This window comes from Kribbella antibiotica, assembly GCF_004349055.1.
Classification (GTDB): Bacteria; Actinomycetota; Actinomycetes; order Propionibacteriales; family Kribbellaceae; genus Kribbella; species Kribbella antibiotica.
On the sequence record NZ_SMKX01000066.1, the window covers coordinates 23,070 to 40,861 of the forward strand.

Here is a 17,792-nt window from a genome sequence, read left to right on the forward strand (position 1 = left end):
GGCCCGATGAGCGAGAACTGTCTCTTCTGCGGGATCGTGGCCGGGAACATTCCGTCGACGCAGGTCGGCGAGAACGAGCGGGCGATTGCCTTCATGGACATTGCGCCGGCGACGCCCGGTCACCTGCTGGTGATTCCGCGGGTGCACTCCACCGACCTGCGCGAGACCGCCCCCGAAGACCTCACCGCCGTCACGCTGCTGGCGCAGTCCCTGATCACCCGCGTGGTTGACCGGCTGGAGGGTGCCACCGGCGCCAACCTGCTGAGCTGCATCGGCCCCGACGCCTGGCAGACCGTCTTCCACACCCACCTGCACGTCATCCCCCGCTACCCGAACGACCCGCTGGTCCTCCCGTGGCAGCCGCACGCGGGTGACATGGACGCGATCAAGGCGGTCGGCGCCCAGCTCGCCTGAGGCAGCCTGTGGTTTGACCACGGGATCTCAACGATGACATTGCCGGAGCACGCGCCGTCTCCCTAGCGTGACTGCGCTGACCTCACGGAGGAGAACCCATGCCGTTCGCTCGTGCCCTGCTCGGAGTGCTCACCGCCGGCCTCGCGCTCACCGTCGCCCCGACGGCGGCCAACGCCAGTGTGCAGTTCGACTACTCGTTCCCGAACATCCAGACCGGCCGCTGCCTGGACAACAACGGGACATCGCTCTACACGCTCCCCTGCAACCACGGCGCCAACCAGACCTGGTACCCGACCAGCGACAGCCGCGGCCTCCGGAGCAACGGCACCAACCAATGCCTCGACAGCAACAGTGCCGGCCGCGCCTATGTACTCGGCTGCAACGGCGGTGCGTACCAGCAGTGGGTCCTTGAACGCTCCGGCCTCATCCGCAACGTAGCCACCGGACTGTGTCTGGACAGCAACCACAACGGTGCCGCCTACACGCTCCCCTGCAACAGCGGCAACCGCTACCAGCTGTGGGGCCGCGCCTAAAGCCGGGCCACCAACTCGTAGACCGCCACCAGCTCAGGCACCAGCACCGACCAGTCATAAGCCTGTACGGCGGTCAGTCCGGCGGACCGCAGCCGTTCGCGGTCAGCCGGTGCGGCCAGGAGGTGCAGCACGCGGTTGGTGAGCATGCCGACGTCACCCGGCTCGATGAGATCGCCGAGCCGGCCGCCTTCCAGGACCTGGCGGAAGGCGGGCAGGTCGCTGGCGAGAACGGGCGCACCGGCCGCCATGGCCTCGAGCAGGACGATGCCGAAACTCTCGCCGCCCAGGTGGGGAGCGACGTACACGTCTGAGCCGGCGAGCATGTCGGCTCGGGCCTCGTCGTCGACTAGGCCGAGGAACAGCACGTTGTCGCGGCACCAGAACGGCAACGACCGCCGCGCCTCATCGGCCTGCCCGGCACCGGCGACCAGCACCTTCAGCCCGGGTCGCGCCGTGACGAGCGCCGGCACGGCCTTCAGCAGGACGCCGAGACCCTTGCGCGGCTCGTCGAGTCGGCCGAGGAAGCTGATCGTGCCGTCGCCCTGCCACTCGCGGCGCGGGCTGCCTTTGAACCGTGACGTGTAGAGGCCGTTCGGGATCACGACGGCCTCGCCGCCGACGTGCTGGACCATCATCGAGCGCGCGTTCTCCGAGACTGCGATCCGCGCGTCGATCTTCTCCAGCGCCGGGCGCAGCAGGCTGGAGGCTGCGCTCATCGCCCGGGATCGGACCTGCCACGTGTGGAAGGTCGCCACGAACGGGCCGCCTCCCGACCAGAGCGCGATGATCGACGCACTCGGTGTAGTCGGCTCATGGACGTGCACGACGTCGAAGTTGCCGTCGGCCAGCCAACTCTTCACGCGCGCCGCGGTCCGCGGCCCGAAAGTGACGCGGGCGATCGACCCGTTGTACGGAACCCCGATGGCTCGTCCGGAGGAAACGACGTACGGGGGCGCTTCGTGGTCGTCGGCGGGGGCGAGGACGGAGACGTCGTGGCCGAGGTCGAGCAGCGCCTCGGCCAGGTCGCGGACATGGTTCTGCACACCGCCGGGCATGCCCAGCGAGTACGGGCACACCACGCCGATCCTCACGGAATGATTGTCACCCGAGGCCGGTCAGAAGCCGCAGCCCGTCCTCTGCCGGACTGTCCGGAAGCGCGGACAGCACGACCAGTTCGACGCCCGGATCGCCCGGCAGCGCCAGGTTCTCCTGGTGCAATTCCAGCAGCCCGACCAGCGGATGCCGATAAGCCTTCCGGCCGTGCGTACGAGCGCGCACCTCGGCGCGGGCCCACAGCCGGCGGAAGCGCTCACTGCTGATCGCCAGCTCACCGATCAGCTCGGCCAACCGCCGGTCGTCCGGATACTGGCCCGCCGACAACCGCAGGTGACCGACCACGTCCAGCGTGCACTCGTCCCATTCGGCATACAGGCCGCGCTCGTCCTCCTCAAGGAAAATGTGCCGGGCGATGTTCAGGCCCGGCATCGGCCGGCCGAAGAGCAGTTGGGCCAGCCGGTTCCCGGCGAGCACCTCCAGCCGGTGGTCCATGATCAGTGCGGGGGCGCCGGCGACCAGGTCGAGCAGGCGGAGCAGCTCGGGCCGGACCTCGCGGCCGGGAGCCTTCGCCTTCCGGCGCGGCTGGCGGCTCAGCCGGTCGAGGTGCTCACGCTCGGTCTCATCCAGGCCGAGGACCCGGGCCAAGGCGTCGAGCACCTGCTCGGAGGGCTGCGTGGCGCGGCCCTGCTCCAGGCGGATGTAGTAGTCGACGCTGACGCCGGACAGGTGGGCGACCTCCTCGCGGCGCAGCCCCTCGACCCGGCGGCGACTGTCGGTCACGATCCCGACCGCGGCCGGAACGACCCGGGACCGCCTGGTCCGCAGGAACCCCGCGAGATCATCCATGTCCTCAGTATCGCCGGAACCCGGCCCAGCGAGGGTGGCCCTGCCAACACCAGGAAGTCCCGGCCGATGGAAGTCGCGCCCCTGAACAACGCGCGCCGCGCTGCGCAGAATCGTCGGCATCCGATCCGAAGGAGTTCCGATGAAGACGCTGATCGTCTACGCCCACCCCGAGCAGAAGTCGCTCAACAGCTCGCTCAAGGACCTCGCCGTGACCACGCTCGAGAGCGCAGGGCACGACGTACTGGTCAGTGATCTGTACGCGATGAACTGGAAAGCTGTCCTGGACGCCGCGGACTTCGGCGCCGCCGCCTCCAGCCCGTTGCAGATCCCCGGCGACTCCGGCCGGGCCTTCGACGCCGGCATCCTCACCCCTGACGTGCGCGCCGAGCAGGAGAAGCTGATGTGGGCGGACACGATCATCTTCCAGTTCCCGCTGTGGTGGTACGCGATGCCCGCCATCCTCAAGGGCTGGGTCGACCGGGTGTTCACCTACCACTTCGCGTACGGCGTCGGTGCGCACAACGACACCCAGTACGGCGAGCGCTTCGGGGAAGGCACTCTCGCCGGCCGCCGGGCCTTGCTGTCGGTGACGGCTGGCGGCCCGGAGGCGCACTACGCCGAGCGCGGGATCAACGGACCGATCGACGATCTGCTGTTCCCGATCCACCACGGCATCCTCTATTACCCCGGGATCGAGGTGCTGCCGCCGTTCGTGCTCTACGGCACCGACCGGATGTCCGCCGAGAACTACCCGGATGTCGTCAAGGCGTGGACGGACCGCTTGCTCACGCTGGACTCGACCGAGCCGATCGCGTTCCGCAAGCAGAACTTCGGCGACTACGAGATCCCCTCACTGCATTTGAAGGAGGGGCTGGAAGCCGCAGGCCGGACCGGTTTCGGGCTGCATGTGCGGGCCTGATCACTCGTCCAGGAAGATCCGCTGCAGCATGTGCCAGTCCTCAGGATGCGCAGCGATCCCCTCGGCATAGGCATCGGCGCAGCGCTGAGTCATGGCGGCAGCCCCGCCCTCGGTCCCGACCGGATCGTGGAACGTGATCACGAGGTCCGGACCGTCGAAGTGCAGGGTGGCCGGGATCAGGGGGGCGCCGGTCTTGAGACTCAACGCGGCCGGACCGACCGGCATCCGCGACGGCCGGCCGAAGAACGTGACCGGTACGCCGCGCTCGGACAGGTCGCGGTCGGCGACCAGGCAGACGAACTGACCGGCCTGCAATTGCTCCGCGAGCACGGCAGTGACATCCACGTCACTGCCCGTGAGTGGAAGCACCTCCATGCCCAACTGCTTGCGGTAGGCAATGAACCGGTCGAACAGGGACTCCGGCTTCAGACGCTCCGCGACCGTCCACACCGGCATCCCCGTACGGCCGGCCCAAGCCCCTGCGTGGTCGTAGTTCGCCAGGTGCGGCAGCCCGCAGATGACGCCCTTGCCCGCAGCATGGGCGTCCCGGAGGAGCTTCTCGTTGACCGTCCGGACCCGGCCGATGATCTGCTCATCGGTCCAGTCCGGCAGCCGGAACGCCTCCTGCCAATACCGCAGGTAGGACCGCATCCCGGCCTGGGTCAAAGCATCCAGCTCAGCCGGACTCGCCTCGGGCCGGACGACCGCGAGATTGCTCCGCAACCGCTGGACCCCACGGCCGTTGCCGCGGTAGGTGCGATCCGCCACTCGCCGGAACAACCAAGTCACAGTTCGTTCCGGCAGGCGGCGTACGACGGTCCAAGCGAGCGCGAACGCCAAGTCCACAGCCCGCTGCCGAGCGGCTTCCACAGGTCAGCTCTTCGGGTCGGCCGGGGGTGGCGGGGTGTCGAGGCCAGCGCTCTCCGGGTTCGCGCGCACCTGCTTGCGAACCGACAGCGACCGCTGGACGACCGTGATGGTGCTGGCGACCGCGATGTACCAGATCACGATCTCGAGCAGGATCGGCAGGTTGAACAGGTCCGAGAAGAACGCCGTCACCAGCACGAACACCAGCCGGTCGGCGCGCTCCGCGAGCCCGCCGCTCGCCTTGTACCCGAGGCTCTCGGCCTTGGCCCGCGCGTACGACGTGACCGCGCCCATCACCAGCGCCCACAGCGTGACGGACGCCATCAGCGTCGAGTCACCCGCGTTGACATTGGCATAGAAGAGCACCAGGGCACCGAAGATCGCACCGTCGGCGATCCGGTCCAGCGTGGAGTCCAGGTAGGAGCCCCACTTCGACGACGTACCCGAGGTGCGGGCCATGTAGCCGTCGATCAGGTCGGAGAAGACGAAACAGGTGATCACCAGCGCGCCCACCCAGAGGTGACCGCGTGGGAAGAAGATCATCGCTCCGGCGGACACCCCAACGGTGCCGACGAGCGTGACCATGTCGGCGCTCACGCCGAGCTTGAGCAGGAGGTTGGCGATCGGCGCGATCACCAAGGTCCAGAAGTGCCGGAATCTGTTAAGCATGGCGTCGGTGATCGTAGCCGCTCCTGATCACCATCGGATGACAGCCACCCTGCGAGAGGTGATCCTGGACTCATCCGCCTGGGAGGTGAAGCATGCGAATCGCCCTGTTCGCCGTGCTCGTCGCACTGCTGATACCCGCCTGTTCGGTCGCCCGCAACGCCGATCAGCCCCGGCCCTCCGTCGCGCCTCCGCCCGCCGGTGCGCCGACTGCAATCGCTCCCCCACAGCCCACTGGCCTCGACGGCCGGTCCGGCGCCCCAGGCCCACAAGCCTGTACGACGATCGCTCGCGACCTGACCGTGCGTCTCGGCGTGCCGGTCACGGCGAACCCGGGCGCCTGGAACGACGGCGGTCTCCCCGCACTCGATCTCTGCACCCTGCTCGTCGAAGGACGCTCGGTCACGATCGGAGTGAGCGCTCTCCCCCGCCAGCCCGACTCTCTCGGCCGCCTGCTGAACGGCGCCGGACACATCTCCCCGTTGTCCGAGCTCGGACCCGAGGCGCAGATCACCGAGTCCCGAATCGTCTTCATCACCGCCGACCACGCCGTCCGCGTCACCCCGGCCGGCGGAATCGACCAAGGCCGGGCCGACGGCGTCGACCGCGCCAAGGCCGTCATCATCGCGCTGGCCGCGAAGGACGCCGTACCGGCTGTGTTGCGGGCTGCCCGCCAAACCGACCCGACCTGTCAGCTGTCGAACTCAACCGCCGAGAAATTCATCGGCGCCGCCGCGCAGTTGCGACGGGACTACCGGGTGCACGGCGCCCTGACCTGCATCTGGGGCACATCGGACGCCACCGTCTCGATCGTCGAGGCCTTCGACCAGCCGAGCATCCCCGAAACCGAGCGCGTCCCACCACCCCGCAGCGCCCCGATCGGTCGCCCCGGCTACTACCTCCCCGAAGAAGGCGAACTCGTCTTCCGAGTCGGCCGCCGCGTCGTACGGGTAACGGCGCTCACCAGTCCGCCACGAGAGGTCAGCCTCACCGCGCTGTCGGACATCGTCGACCCGATGAAGCCGCTGTTCCTGAGGTAAAGACCCGGTTTAGACGAGGTTGCGGTACTCGCGTTGGGTCGTGGCGGAGGCGGTGTCAATCCATTGGAGTTCCCACACGTTGCTGCCGACAGTGAACTGCCTGTCGACCCCCACCCAGCGGCCGGTCATCGCCTTGCCCATCGGGTCGATGACCAACTGAATGGCGCCGTGGTATTCGCGACCGTGGTAGTAGCCGTCGGTGCTCGTGCGTTCAGACCAAGTGCCGGTTGCAACAGTCCCGCGCAGTGTGAGATCGAGCCGGACCAGTGAGTCGTTGCGGGCCGGAACGTTCTCACCGACCAACTGGTCACCTCGCTGCCGAAGGACGATGTAGTGCTCGCAGGCGAGTTCGCCTTGTCTGCCGGACGAGTAGTACATGTATCGCGAGTGCCAGATGCCGCTCAGATCATGCTGGTTGGCTGACATCGGTGTCGGCTCGTCGGCCGCCGCGGCGGCGACCGTCGGCGTTGCTGCGGCGAACGCGAGCGCAGCGGACAACTTCGTGAGCAGACTGCGCCGGCCCAGTCGCGGATCGGCCTTGCTGAGCCAGGCCGCAACAGTACGCCCCAGTACTTCGGGACTCGTGTTCTCAACCTCGTCGGCGACGCGGCGCCCGGCGTCCTCGTCAGCCGGAGGGGCGAGGCCGACCGCTAGATTCGCCAGTTGCGACGTGGCGTGGTGGTTCGGGTCGGCTGAGCGGAAGTCGGCGCAATCTGCGACCAGGTCAGCGATCGAGCAGTCATAGAGTTCGGCGAGCCTGGACAGCACGTCGAGCGAAGGTGCGTATCCACTCGACGCCGGCCACTGCTCCCAGTACGAGAAGTTCTTGAAAGTCTTCGGATCGGCGGGCCACCGGTGGTTCCACCGGTCCGCGGCATCGCGCTGGCTCCAATCCCGAACCAGGCGGAACGCGACCCGCCGATTGACGCCGTACCGGTCGGCGAATGCATCTGCTATCTCAGCCCAGGTGGATCCCTGGCCACGTAACTCGGCGGCCCACTGCCGTCGCTCCTGGCGCATGCTCCCGCCCGCGCTCGGCCGGACCGCTGGATTGGTACTCACGGTAATCATGGTGCCACGAAATGTCCCTGCCTGACGGGGAGGTGTGGCGGAAATGATCATCGGTTGCCTCGGTGGTTCCGTTGCGTGCTTGCCAGCAGAGTTGGGGGCAGGCCAGGGCGGCAGGTGAGCCCCGAGCGCGCAGGGCGGTGCGCCGTCTCCCCTGCCCTGTCGCCCTGGCCGTTCCACTCGCCGTCCACACCTCTGGGGAACACCTATGTCAATCTCAAGTGCACCGCCGCGCCGGTTCTGGCTTGTGCAACACGAGGCCGGAATCGTTGCTGAGGGCATCGTTTGGTCGAGCGGGCAACTCGCCGTGCACTGGCCCGGCCAACCCCTGGCAACGTCGCAGTGGGCATCGCTCGAGGACCTGCTCGCTGTCCACGGGAGCGGCGAGCGGGCCACGATCAAATGGATCGATACGGCTGATATCTGGCCATGCGAACGCGATCATACCGAGTGCATCGAGTACGACAACGGCGCAATCTGGGTGCACTGAGCCGGCGGCCCATCTTCACCTGGCCATCGACGTTCTTTGTGGTACTTCACTGCCACCGAGCGGCAGTGAAGTACCACAAAGGCCAACCTCGCCCGGTTAGCTTGGCCAGGCCTTTGCCAGTAGCGCGCGGGTGTCGGCGAGCAACTGCGGCAACACCTTGGTCTGGCCGATTACCGGCATGAAGTTCGCGTCGCCGGACCAGCGCGGCACGACATGCTGATGCAGGTGACCAGCGATCCCCGCCCCGGCGATCTCGCCCTGATTCATACCGATGTTGAACCCATGCGCATCTGACACTGCCCGGACCGCCAGCATCGCCTGCTGCGTCAACGCCGAGATGTCCGACACCTCAGCCGGCGTCAGCTCGGTGTAGTCGGCCACGTGCCGGAACGGCACCAGCATCAGGTGCCCCGGGTTGTACGGATACAGATTCAGTACGGCGTACGCCGCCTCGGCCCGATGCACGATCAACGCGTCGGCATCGGGCTCCCCCGGCAGCCGGCAGAACGGGCAGCCCGAACCGGCGTCCTTGCTCGTGGGCTTATTCTCGCCCTCGATATAGGCCATCCGATGCGGCGTCCACAGCCGCAGGAACGGATCGGCCACCCCGACCCCGTCCTGCCGCACCAGCTCCTCAGGCTGGTACGGCGACTCCGGGGTCTCCGTCATACCTGCACGCGCTTTGCGACGGCCTCGACGATCTCGGCGATCGCATCCGCGACCGGTACGCCGTTCTTCTGCGTGCCGTCGCGGTAGCGGAAGGAGACCGAGCCGGCGGCCATGTCCTCGTCACCCGCTATGAGCATGAACGGCACCTTCGACTTCTGCGCGTTGCGGATCTTCTTCTGCATCCGCTCGTCCGAACCGTCGACCTCGATGCGGATCCCCTGCGACTTCAGCTGCTTGGCGACGTCGTACAGGTAGTCGACGTGGCCGTCGGTGATCGGGATGCCGGTCACCTGAACCGGGGCGAGCCACGGCGGGAAGACGCCGGCGTAGTGCTCGACCAGGACCGCGACGAACCGCTCGATCGAGCCGAACAGCGCGCGGTGGATCATCACCGGGCGCTGACGCGAACCGTCCGGCGCGGTGTACTCCAGCTCGAACCGCTCCGGCAGGTTGAAGTCCAGCTGGATCGTCGACATCTGCCAGGTGCGGCCGATCGCGTCGCGGGCCTGCACCGAGATCTTCGGGCCGTAGAACGCGGCGCCGCCCGGGTCCGGGACCAGCTCCAGGCCGGAGCCCTCGGCAACCTCGCGCAGCGTGTTGGTCGCCTCTTCCCAGACCTCGTCGGACCCGACGAACTTCTCCGGGTTCTTCGTGGACAGCTCCAGGTAGAAGTCGTCCAGACCGTAGTCAGCCAGCAGACCGAGCACGAAGGTCAGCAGGTTCTTGAGCTCGTCACGCATCTGCTCACGCGTGCAGTAGATGTGCGCATCGTCCTGGGTGAAGCCGCGGGCCCGGGTCATGCCGTGGATGACACCGGACTTCTCCAGCCGGTACACGGTGCCGAACTCGAACAGCCGCAACGGCAGCTCGCGGTACGAGCGGCCCCGCGCGGCGAAGATCAGGTTGTGCATCGGGCAGTTCATGGGCTTCAGGTAGTAGTCCTGGCCCTGCTTGCGGATCTGCCCGTCCGCGCCACGCTCCTCGTCGAGGTGCATGGGCGGGTACATGCCGTCGGCGTACCAGTCCAGGTGGCCCGACTTCTCGAACAGCTGTCCCTTGGTGATGTGCGGCGAGTAGACGAACTCGTAGCCGTCCTCGACGTGACGCTGGCGGGAGTAGTCCTCCATCACCTTGCGCAGCAGGCCGCCCTTGGGGTGGAAGACCGCGAGGCCGGAGCCGATCTCGTCGGGAAAGCTGAACAGGTCGAGCTCCGTGCCCAGCTTGCGGTGGTCGCGCTTGGCGGCCTCCTCCAAACGGGTCAGGTATGCCTTCAGCTCGTCGCGCGACTCCCACGCCGTACCGTAGATGCGCTGCAGCTGCGGGTTCTTCTCAGATCCACGCCAGTACGCCGCTGCCGTCCGCATCAGCTTGAAGTTGCCCAAGTAGCCGGTCGCCGGAACGTGCGGGCCGCGGCACAGGTCCTTCCAGGCGACGGTGTCGTCGCGCCGGATGTTGTCGTAGATCGTCAGCTCGCCGCTACCGACCTCAACACTGGCACCCTCGGCGGCCTCAGCCGCTGAACCCTTGATGCCGATCAGCTCAAGCTTGTACGGCTCGGCGGAAAGCTCGCTGCGCGCGTCGTCGTCGGAGACCACCCGGCGGCTGAACCGCTGCCGCTCCTTGATGATCTGCTGCATCTTCTTCTCGAGCTTGCCGAGGTCGTCCGGGGTGAACGGGGTCTCGACATCGAAGTCGTAGTAGAAACCGTTCTCGACCGGCGGGCCGATGCCGAGCTTCGCCGATGGGAACAGCTCCTGCACCGCCTGCGCCAGCACGTGCGCGGTCGAGTGCCGGATGATCGCGCGGCCGTCGTCCGAGGCAGCCTTGACCGGCTCGATCTCGTCGCCGTCCTCGATCACCTTGGACAAATCGCGCAGCTCGCCGTTGACCTTCGCGGCGATGGCGGAGCGGTCCTGACCGAACAGCTCGGCGAACAGCTCCCCGATCGTCGTCGTCTCGGTCACACTCCGCTCAGCCTCGCCCTCGACGCCGACCAGATGGACCTTGACTTCCGACACGGTGAACTCCTCGCCTGACGACCGGCCCACTGCCGGTCCCGCACGAATGGTATCGGCGCCGGGCTTTATTGGATGACGCCGACCCCTGACGAAAGTAGGGGGTCAGTCAGGTCTGTCGTCCGATGTGGGCAGGGGTCTGTCCTTCGTACCGTCGTCTCATGGCCGACGCCCTGCTGCACTTCGCCGAAGAACTCATGTCCTCCTGGTGGATCTACCTGGCGGTCTGGGGGTTCGCCGCGCTGGACGGCTTCTTCCCCGCGGTCCCGAGCGAGACCCTGGTCATCACGGCCGGCGTCTTCGCCGCCTCGATCGGCCAACCCAACCTGTACGTCGTCATCGTCGTCGCCGCCCTCGGCGCCTTCGTCGGCGACCACCTGTCCTACCTGCTGGGCCGCGGTGCCGGCGGCCGGATGCTCGACCGCGTCAAGCCCGGCACCAAACGCCATACCGCCATCATGTGGTCCAGACGAGCGCTCGCCGACCGCGGCGGCCTGGTCCTGATCGTCGCGCGCTACATCCCCGGCGGCCGCACCGCCGTCACGCTCACCATGGGCAGCGTCCGCTATCCGCTCCGCCGCTTCACGCCGTACGCGGCCCTGGCAGCTATCACCTGGGGTATCTACTGCAGCCTGGTCGGCTACATCGGCGGCAAGGCCTTCGAGGACAACCCGCTCAAGGGCGTCGTCCTCGGCATCGGGCTGGCCCTCGGGGTGACGTTGATCGTCGAGGTCGTCCGCCACTACCGCCGCAAGCGTCAACCTGTGGTCGAGGCTGAGCTTGAGCCTGAACTTGTGGGTGAGAAGGCCTAGAACGAAAGAAGCGCCCCGGCTCGTGATGAGCCGGGGCGCTTTGTTCGTTCAGTTAGCGCGGGACGTTGAGCGCGATCGAGATCTGCTCCGACACCCGAGCGGCCAACTCCAGGCCGGCGCGACGGGTGGCAGGCTGCAGAGCGGAGTGATCGAGAGCACCTTCAGCGGCGATGTGCTGGTCGGTGGGGATGTCGACGACCGCGGCCGCGCGGGACTCGAAGTACGGCCGGAGCTGCTTCTCCACCTCGCGGTTGATGTCGCCGGGACCGTTCGAGACCGCGATGATCGCGCGCCGGATCAGCCGCTGCGCCTCGGGACCCTGGTTGTCCAGCTCCTCCAGCATCTGTACGGCGGCCGCACAGGACAGGCTCTTCCACTTGATCGGGATGACGAGGGCGTCGGCCGCCTTCATCGCCTCGCGCCAGTTGCTGGAGCCCTCGTTGTTGCCGGTGTCGATGACGAGCACCTTGTAGAAGCGGCTCAGCAGGCGGTGGATCTGGTCGAAGTCCTTCGCCTCGATCTGCGCATACGTCGTGGTCGCCGACGTCAGAACGTCGTACTGGCCGGAGACCTGGTGCCGCAGGTACGCCGCGACGTCGCCGAGCCGGGCATCCGGCTGGGTCAGCATGGCCATCGCCTGCAGCATGTCGGTCACCGTGGAGCGCGCGTTCGTGTCGTGCGTGCGCAGGTGCATGTTGCCGCGGAGCTCATTGTTGTCCCAGGCCACGACACCGCCACCGCGTGCCTGACCGAGCGCACCCGCCAGCAGCAGCGTGGTCGGGGTCTTGCCCGAGCCGCCCTTGGGGTTGGCCACAACGATCGTGACCGGACGCCGGAAGGCAGTCGCCGCGGTCGCCCGCGCGATGCGATCCGAGCGCTCGGAGGTGCCCGGGCGAAGCCGTAGGACGCTACGGACACCGCGCTCGGCCGGAGCCTCCCGCGGGAGGGGCAGCGCCTGCATCAGCTCGTCGGTCCGGTACGAGACCTCGCGCTGCTGCTGCGGCACGTTCTGCCCCGGGACACCCTGCGGGAAGAAGTGCTGAGCGGCCGGTGACAGCGGCTGGCCACCCTGCTGGGGAGCTTGCGCAGGCGGAGTGCTCGGCGCGGCCTGACCGAAGGGCGGCGGGGAGACACTGAACGACTGACCACCGAACACAGGAGTGGGCACCGGCTCCGGCGCACCGGCCGGACCGGAGTCATGCGCAGGAGCAGCCGGTACGTCGGCTGTCGGCGCAGCGTGGCTGCCGTGAACGGTCGGGGCCACCTCGTCGGTCGCCTTGACGTCGTCAACGCTCTCGTCGTCGAAGTCAGGCTTCTCCGCAACAGGCTGGGTCCAGGAAGCGCCGGACTCGGCGGCCGGCTGCGTCCACGACGGAGTAGACGGCTTGGCCGGGGCAGGCGTCGGCTGCGGCTCCGGGGTCGGGCTCACGGCAGGGGTTTGCTTCTCCCAGGGAGCAGGCTGGCCCGGAACGGACTGGGCCGCGGGACGGGACCACGAGTCGCCGGGGAACTCCTCGGACAGCGCGTCCGGGGTCTCCTCCGCCGTCTGAGTCTCCTCGTCGGTGGCGGGCTCGTCCGGCTGGGTCCAGGAAGGCGTCGGTTGCCACATTCTCCGGACCTCGGCCGCCGCCGCTTCCCGGTCTTTGTGTTGTCCGGAGTTGTGCGAGTCGGTCACGACCTGGGTCCCCGATTCTGTGCAAGGGGCGGCGGTGCGCCCCACAGGTTTGGTGTCGATCCGGAGGTGAGGTCCCCGGGAAGTCCCACTATCCCATGACCCGGTGTCCATCCCATGTCACGACCCGGAGCGTCGCAGGTTCCTGCCACGCGCAGCGATCAATGCGTCACCAAACCGGCTTCATAAGCAACGATCGCGGCCTGCACCCGGTTCTTCACGGCCAGCCGGAGCAGGATCGCACTGACATAAGCCTTCACGGTTCCCTCGACCAGGAACAGTCGCCGGGCGATCTCGGCGTTCGACAGCCCTGCGCCAACCAGCGCGAGCACCTCGCGTTCCCGCGGGCTCAGGACATCGACCTGCTCTTTGGCCGCCGTGGCTCGCGCCATCGATCCGCCGCTCAGCTCGGCAATCACCCGTTGCGCAACACGCGGCGACAGATAGGCGGCGCCTTCCGCGACAGCCTTCAGCCCCGCGATCAACTCCCGTGGATCCCCGGACTTCAGCAGGAACCCACTCGCGCCATCCCCCAATGCCCTGGCGATGTAGGCGTCCTCCGAGAACGTCGTCAGCATCACGACCGCTGTCTCCGGCACGGTCCGCCGGATCTCAGCACCGGCTTCGAGCCCGTCCATCCGCGGCATCCGGATATCCAGTACGGCGACATCGGGCCGATGCTTGCGGGCAAGCTCGACCGCCTCCACCCCGTCACCCGCCTCAGCCACCACCTCGATGGCGTCATCGGTCGCAAGAATCGCCCGGACGCCGGCCCGAACCATCAGCTCGTCATCGGCCAGCAGAACTCTGATCGTCATCTCGTGCTCTCTGGAGTTGGTTGCACCGAACCGGTCTGCACAGCTGCCTTGTCCACCAGCACCCCACCCGCAAAACACAGCCGGTACGCAAAGGTGATCGAGAACGGCTCGGCCGGCCGGTAATACCGGCACGACCAACCGGCCGGTGGCACGAACGATTCCGTCGGCGCATCGATCATCTCCATCGCCGGAAGCGCCCGGCGTACGTCGCTCTCCGCCTGCCCGAGCGTGAGTTCGCCGTACTGGGCGGGCCGCAGGATCGAGCTGTACCCGGTCACGAGGTAGTAGCCCAAAGCAACCACCCCGATCACTGCCCCCAACCCCAACGGCACCACGACTGCCGTCACCAGCCCCCGCCGCGCAGTCCGCCGGACCTGATCCCGCTCACCAGCTACACCGGAGAGCTCACCCGGTTTGTCGTCCGCTGCGTGCTCGGGGCGACCACCTGCCCGCGGGATGGTCGCTCGTACTTCGAATCCGCCGGTCGCGCGTGGACCGGCGTACAGGCTTCCGCCTACGAGCCGGACGCGCTCTCGCAGACCGTCCAGTCCGCGACCGCTCGACGGGAGCGGCGCCGGGACCGGCCGTTGCGCGCCGGTGTCGACCACAGTCACGACGACTTCGTCCTCGCGGAGCACGGTCACGGAGACCGCTCCCCCGGGCGCGTGCTTACTCGCGTTCGTCAGCGACTCCTGCACCACCCGATGCACGGCCCGGTCGACCATCGGCGCCAGCTCGGCATCGCCTTCCTCGACCAACTCGACCTCGAGCCCTGACGCGGCCGCACGCTCGACCAAGGCTGCCACCGACTCGTCCCGCGGGACGGTCGTGGCCTCGGCCTCTCGCAGTACGCCGATGATCTCGCCCAACCGCTCAGTCGCCGTCGCCGCCGCTTCCCGCAGCGAACTCGCCGCCTGTCGTTGCTCGTCACCCAGCGCCGGATCGAGCTCCAATGCCGCAGCCCGCAATGCGATCAAGCTCAGCTCGTGGCCGACCGAGTCGTGCATGTCCTGAGCGATCCGAGAGCGCTCTCTGAGGCGTTCTTGCGCAACAGCCATCCGCTGCTCGCGCTCGATCCGCTCAGCGCGTTCCCAGCCCGCCGACTCCAGCAGCGCCTGCTGCGCGCGATACCGCCCGATCAGCCAGGGCAGCGCGACCAGCAACAGCGCCAGCAACAACACGAGCAGCCAAGTCAGCACGGACTCCGTTTTCGGAACCTCCGGCTGCACGACCAGCGAGAGCGCCAACTCCCCGAGCAACGTCCAGCTGCACAACATCACGAAGTGCTTGAGCTGCGTCTCACGCCGCCCGGCCAAATAGCTCAGCACGATGATCGCGAACACCAACGCGATCGGGACGCCGGCCCGAGTCCCCATCGAGAACGCCAAGATCGCGCTCTCTGCCCAAGAAACGAGCGCCAGCGCCAGCAACGGCCGACGCCGCCGCAACACCACCGCCGCACCCACCGTCAGCAGGCACGCAATCCGCATCCACCAGGGATCGTCCCGAGCACCGCTCTCCGCGAGCACGGGCAAGCTCAGCGCGACCCACAGGCCGACATCACCCCAGCGCCGCCATTTCATTGCACCGACGCTACACAGCCGCCGGTCCGCGCAGCACTGCCGAAAGTCAGGTCCTCGATCTGTTGCTCTCGGCATCAACGATCTCGAACGGCACATAGCTCAGGTTCGGCACCGTTTCACCGCTCAACCGCGCGATCAGCAGATCCACCGCCATCCGGCCCATCTCGCGCTGGTTCTGCCGCACATGCAGGTACGGCGGACCACCGATCGAGTCCCCCGGAGAGTCGAAACACGCGACCACGCGCTCGCCGCCGAGCGCCCGATCCGTCATCCGGGCCAGGTTGTACTCACACGCGAAGTACGCCGTCACCTCGGGAAACTGGTCGCGGAACGCGCGAATCGCGTCGATGTCGCCCTGAACGCTCTCCATCGAGCCGGGCAGCGTGCTGCGCAGGTCGGTCAGCTCGTAGGCCTGCCCACGCCCCTGAAAGGCCGAGCGGAACCCGTCGAGCCGCTCCTCGATCGACGAGGTGTTGACGGCCGGCGGCGAGACGAACGCGATGTGCTCATGACCCTGGTCGAGCAGCTGCGTGGTCAGCGCGCGGGCCGCTTCGACGTTGTCGGTGTGCACCGCGGCGACCGGGATCCCCGACAGGTGCCGGTCGACGAGCACGATCGGATAGCCGTCGAGCACCTGGCGCAACAGGCTCGCGTTGTAGAAGTCCCCGTGCACCGGGAACACGATCAGCCCGTCCACCTCGCCGGTCGCGACCAGCGAATCCACGGCCTTCTCCTCATCGACCTGCCGGCCGTGCGTCCGCCGTACGATCAAGTGCGTTTCGTGCTCCGCACACCGCTCCTCGATCGCGCACATCAGCTCGAGGCCGTAGGAGTCCGAGACATCCGGTACGACGAGGGCGATCGTCCGAGCCTCACGTCGGGGTGCCGCCACCCGGCCGCGGAGCGGCATCGTCAAGTCGGACAGATCGGGCAACTGCTGCACCACGAACGTGCCCTTGCCGCGGACACGCTCCACCAGCCCGGCCTCGCGCAGCACCTCGAGGGCTCGCTTCGACGTGATCCGGCTGACGTGAAACTCCGCCGCCAGCTCCATCTCCGACGCGACCCGATCGCCCGGCCCCAGCGCTCCCCGGCGGATCTGGTCGAGCAGCCGTGCACAGATCTCCTCGTAAAGCAGCACCCGACCGACCTCCCTCACGCTGTCCGGTTGGCATATCAAAGCATCTTCACAGGCATACCAGGAGTTGAACCTGGTACTTGCCCTCTCCGGCTGCCAGCATTTCGGCCATGGACGCCCCACGCCCCGTGTCCCCCTTCGCCGCTGGCCCGGTCGCCGCAGTCGCCGCCGGACTGGCCGTCGTACTGACTGTTCTGTCCGGCCGGTACGGCTATCACCGCGACGAGCTCTACTTCCTCGTCGCCGGCCAGAAGCTGGATTGGGGGTACGTCGATCAGCCGCCCCTAACGCCGCTGCTGGCGCGCATCTCCACGGAGCTCTTCGGCAACACCCCCATGGGGCTCCGCGTAGTCGCCACGCTCGCGAGCGCCGCCACCGTCATCGTGATCGCCCTACTGGCCCGCGAATTCGGCAGTGCGCGCTCTGGCCAGCAAGTGGCCGCCGTGTGCGCCGCAGTCTCCGGCTTCCTGCCCGGCGTGGGCCACATGGTTTCCACAGCGACCTTCGACCTGCTGGCCTGGATGCTGATCGCTCTCTTCGCCGTCAAGCTCCTGCGCACCCACGACACCCGCTACTGGTTAGCACTCGGCCTAACCGCGGGAGTTGCCCTGGAGAACAAGTACCTCGTCGTCCTGCCCGTCGCGGCGCTCCTCGTGGCACTCCTGTTGGTGGGCCCACGCTCGGTGCTCCGCACCTGGTGGTTCCCCGCCGGCCTGGTCATAGCCGGTGTGGTGGCGCTGCCCAACGTCATCTGGCAGTTCCAGCACGGCTGGCCCCAGCTGACGGTCGCCACCGGCATCAGCGAAGACGACGGCACCGAGAACCGCATCATGTTCATCCCCCTGCAAGTCCTCCAGCTAGCGCCCCTCCTACTCCCCGTCTGGGTAGCTGGCTTCCGCAGACTGTGGAAGCTCCAGTGGCCAAGAGCAGTAGCACTCGCCTACCCCGTGCTCTGTATCGCCGTACTGGCCACCGGCGGCAAGTCCTACTACGCCCTACCGCTCCTCTACGTCCTCATGGCCGCAGGCGCCGAGCCCACCCTCACCTGGGTGGTGACTCACAAACCGCTTGCCGCCACCGCACTCGCTTTCACCGCGGTCACCTCCGCGATCTTCACCCTCCCCGTCCTCCCCACCTCCGCCGTCAACCTCGTCATCCCCGTCAACCAGGAGCAAGGCGAACAACT

At 67.7% G+C, this 17,792-nt stretch carries 18 protein-coding genes; 7 read left to right on the forward strand and 11 right to left on the reverse strand.

The features are described from left to right. Positions 1–6: 6 nt before the first annotated feature. Both E1263_RS22240 and E1263_RS22245 read left to right on the forward strand, forming a co-directional pair. Positions 7–414 (forward strand): HIT family protein, encoded by a 408-nt coding sequence (locus E1263_RS22240; RefSeq protein ID WP_132170421.1) that lies wholly within the window; start codon positions 7–9, stop codon positions 412–414. 98 nt (positions 415–512) lie between these two features. Beyond that, positions 513–947: an RICIN domain-containing protein gene (locus tag E1263_RS22245; protein WP_132170423.1), complete on the forward strand. Its 435-nt coding sequence runs from the start codon at positions 513–515 to the stop codon at positions 945–947. On the opposite strand, the gene E1263_RS22250 is transcribed toward E1263_RS22245, so the two are convergent. Together E1263_RS22250 and E1263_RS22255 are read right to left on the reverse strand one after the other, a co-directional pair. Continuing rightward, positions 944–2,038, reverse strand: coding sequence for a glycosyltransferase family 4 protein (locus tag E1263_RS22250; protein ID WP_132170425.1), 1,095 nt, complete (start codon positions 2,036–2,038; stop codon positions 944–946). The two genes, E1263_RS22245 and E1263_RS22250, sit on opposite strands and share 4 nt — an antisense overlap. A gap of 10 nt (positions 2,039–2,048) precedes the next feature. After that, entirely contained in the window at positions 2,049–2,849 is an 801-nt protein-coding gene (locus E1263_RS22255) for a helix-turn-helix transcriptional regulator (RefSeq protein ID WP_132170427.1), read from the reverse strand. Between the two features lie 139 nt (positions 2,850–2,988). Here E1263_RS22255 and E1263_RS22260 point away from each other — a divergent pair, with 139 nt between their 5' ends. Then, positions 2,989–3,768: an NAD(P)H-dependent oxidoreductase gene (locus tag E1263_RS22260; protein ID WP_132170429.1), complete on the forward strand. Its 780-nt coding sequence runs from the start codon at positions 2,989–2,991 to the stop codon at positions 3,766–3,768. Here the strand turns inward: E1263_RS22260 and E1263_RS22265 are convergent, their stop codons facing one another. Beyond that, on the reverse strand, positions 3,769–4,638 hold the full coding sequence (locus E1263_RS22265; protein ID WP_132170431.1) for a phosphatidylinositol mannoside acyltransferase: 870 nt from the start codon (positions 4,636–4,638) through the stop codon (positions 3,769–3,771). Between the two features lie 3 nt (positions 4,639–4,641). Further along, positions 4,642–5,304 carry a phosphatidylinositol phosphate synthase gene (pgsA, locus tag E1263_RS22270; RefSeq protein ID WP_132170433.1) on the reverse strand — a complete coding sequence of 221 codons (663 nt, stop codon included), beginning with the start codon at positions 5,302–5,304 and terminating at the stop codon, positions 4,642–4,644. Positions 5,305–5,396: 92 nt separating this feature from the next. Here pgsA and E1263_RS22275 point away from each other — a divergent pair, with 92 nt between their 5' ends. Further along, on the forward strand, positions 5,397–6,341 hold the full coding sequence (locus E1263_RS22275; protein WP_238161409.1) for a hypothetical protein: 945 nt from the start codon (positions 5,397–5,399) through the stop codon (positions 6,339–6,341). Between the two features lie 9 nt (positions 6,342–6,350). Here the strand turns inward: E1263_RS22275 and E1263_RS22280 are convergent, their stop codons facing one another. Then, the gene (locus E1263_RS22280; RefSeq protein WP_132170435.1) at positions 6,351–7,403 is read right to left on the reverse strand and encodes a hypothetical protein; all 1,053 of its coding nucleotides are present in this window, start codon (positions 7,401–7,403) and stop codon (positions 6,351–6,353) included. Positions 7,404–7,617: 214 nt separating this feature from the next. Here E1263_RS22280 and E1263_RS22285 point away from each other — a divergent pair, with 214 nt between their 5' ends. Next, entirely contained in the window at positions 7,618–7,899 is a 282-nt protein-coding gene (locus E1263_RS22285) for a hypothetical protein (RefSeq protein ID WP_132170437.1), read from the forward strand. A gap of 96 nt (positions 7,900–7,995) precedes the next feature. Here E1263_RS22285 and E1263_RS22290 read toward each other — a convergent pair whose 3' ends face one another. Both E1263_RS22290 and thrS read right to left on the reverse strand, forming a co-directional pair. Continuing rightward, positions 7,996–8,568, reverse strand: a complete 573-nt coding sequence (locus E1263_RS22290) for an HIT family protein (RefSeq protein WP_132170439.1) — start codon at positions 8,566–8,568, stop codon at positions 7,996–7,998. After that, positions 8,565–10,586, reverse strand: coding sequence for a threonine--tRNA ligase (thrS, locus tag E1263_RS22295; protein WP_132170441.1), 2,022 nt, complete (start codon positions 10,584–10,586; stop codon positions 8,565–8,567). The genes E1263_RS22290 and thrS overlap by 4 nt, the downstream gene beginning before the upstream one ends. Positions 10,587–10,744: 158 nt before the next feature. Between thrS and E1263_RS22300 the strand changes: the two genes are divergently transcribed. Further along, positions 10,745–11,395, forward strand: coding sequence for a DedA family protein (locus tag E1263_RS22300; RefSeq protein ID WP_132170443.1), 651 nt, complete (start codon positions 10,745–10,747; stop codon positions 11,393–11,395). A 52-nt stretch (positions 11,396–11,447) separates the two neighbouring features. Here E1263_RS22300 and E1263_RS22305 read toward each other — a convergent pair whose 3' ends face one another. From E1263_RS22305 to E1263_RS22320, 4 genes are all read right to left on the reverse strand, one after another. Continuing rightward, positions 11,448–13,004 carry a MinD/ParA family ATP-binding protein gene (locus E1263_RS22305; RefSeq protein ID WP_238161410.1) on the reverse strand — a complete coding sequence of 519 codons (1,557 nt, stop codon included), beginning with the start codon at positions 13,002–13,004 and terminating at the stop codon, positions 11,448–11,450. A 224-nt stretch (positions 13,005–13,228) separates the two neighbouring features. After that, on the reverse strand, positions 13,229–13,885 hold the full coding sequence (locus E1263_RS22310; RefSeq protein ID WP_132170447.1) for a response regulator: 657 nt from the start codon (positions 13,883–13,885) through the stop codon (positions 13,229–13,231). Then, complete coding sequence (locus E1263_RS22315; protein ID WP_132170449.1) at positions 13,882–15,468, reverse strand: histidine kinase; 1,587 nt, start codon at positions 15,466–15,468, stop codon at positions 13,882–13,884. The genes E1263_RS22310 and E1263_RS22315 overlap by 4 nt, the downstream gene beginning before the upstream one ends. A 46-nt stretch (positions 15,469–15,514) precedes the next feature. Continuing rightward, positions 15,515–16,609, reverse strand: coding sequence for a GntR family transcriptional regulator (locus E1263_RS22320; protein ID WP_238161411.1), 1,095 nt, complete (start codon positions 16,607–16,609; stop codon positions 15,515–15,517). 107 nt (positions 16,610–16,716) lie between these two features. On the opposite strand from E1263_RS22320, the gene E1263_RS22325 reads away from it, so the two are divergent. Then, a partial coding sequence (locus E1263_RS22325; protein WP_132170451.1) for a glycosyltransferase family 39 protein occupies positions 16,717–17,792 on the forward strand: 1,076 nt, incomplete at its 3' end.

Excerpts from the sequence above, each read along its gene's own strand:
- E1263_RS22240 (WP_132170421.1), top strand. The coding sequence starts at position 7 with ATGAGCGAGAACTGTCTCTTCTGCGGGATCGTGGCCGGGAACATTCCG.
- E1263_RS22245 (WP_132170423.1), top strand. The coding sequence starts at position 513 with ATGCCGTTCGCTCGTGCCCTGCTCGGAGTGCTCACCGCCGGCCTCGCG.
- E1263_RS22255 (WP_132170427.1), bottom strand. The coding sequence starts at position 2,849 with ATGGATGATCTCGCGGGGTTCCTGCGGACCAGGCGGTCCCGGGTCGTT.
- E1263_RS22260 (WP_132170429.1), top strand. The coding sequence starts at position 2,989 with ATGAAGACGCTGATCGTCTACGCCCACCCCGAGCAGAAGTCGCTCAAC.
- pgsA (WP_132170433.1), bottom strand. The coding sequence starts at position 5,304 with ATGCTTAACAGATTCCGGCACTTCTGGACCTTGGTGATCGCGCCGATC.
- E1263_RS22275 (WP_238161409.1), top strand. The coding sequence starts at position 5,397 with ATGCGAATCGCCCTGTTCGCCGTGCTCGTCGCACTGCTGATACCCGCC.
- E1263_RS22285 (WP_132170437.1), top strand. The coding sequence starts at position 7,618 with ATGTCAATCTCAAGTGCACCGCCGCGCCGGTTCTGGCTTGTGCAACAC.
- E1263_RS22290 (WP_132170439.1), bottom strand. The coding sequence starts at position 8,568 with ATGACGGAGACCCCGGAGTCGCCGTACCAGCCTGAGGAGCTGGTGCGG.
- E1263_RS22300 (WP_132170443.1), top strand. The coding sequence starts at position 10,745 with ATGGCCGACGCCCTGCTGCACTTCGCCGAAGAACTCATGTCCTCCTGG.
- E1263_RS22305 (WP_238161410.1), bottom strand. The coding sequence starts at position 13,004 with ATGTGGCAACCGACGCCTTCCTGGACCCAGCCGGACGAGCCCGCCACC.
- E1263_RS22310 (WP_132170447.1), bottom strand. The coding sequence starts at position 13,885 with ATGACGATCAGAGTTCTGCTGGCCGATGACGAGCTGATGGTTCGGGCC.
- E1263_RS22315 (WP_132170449.1), bottom strand. The coding sequence starts at position 15,468 with ATGAAATGGCGGCGCTGGGGTGATGTCGGCCTGTGGGTCGCGCTGAGC.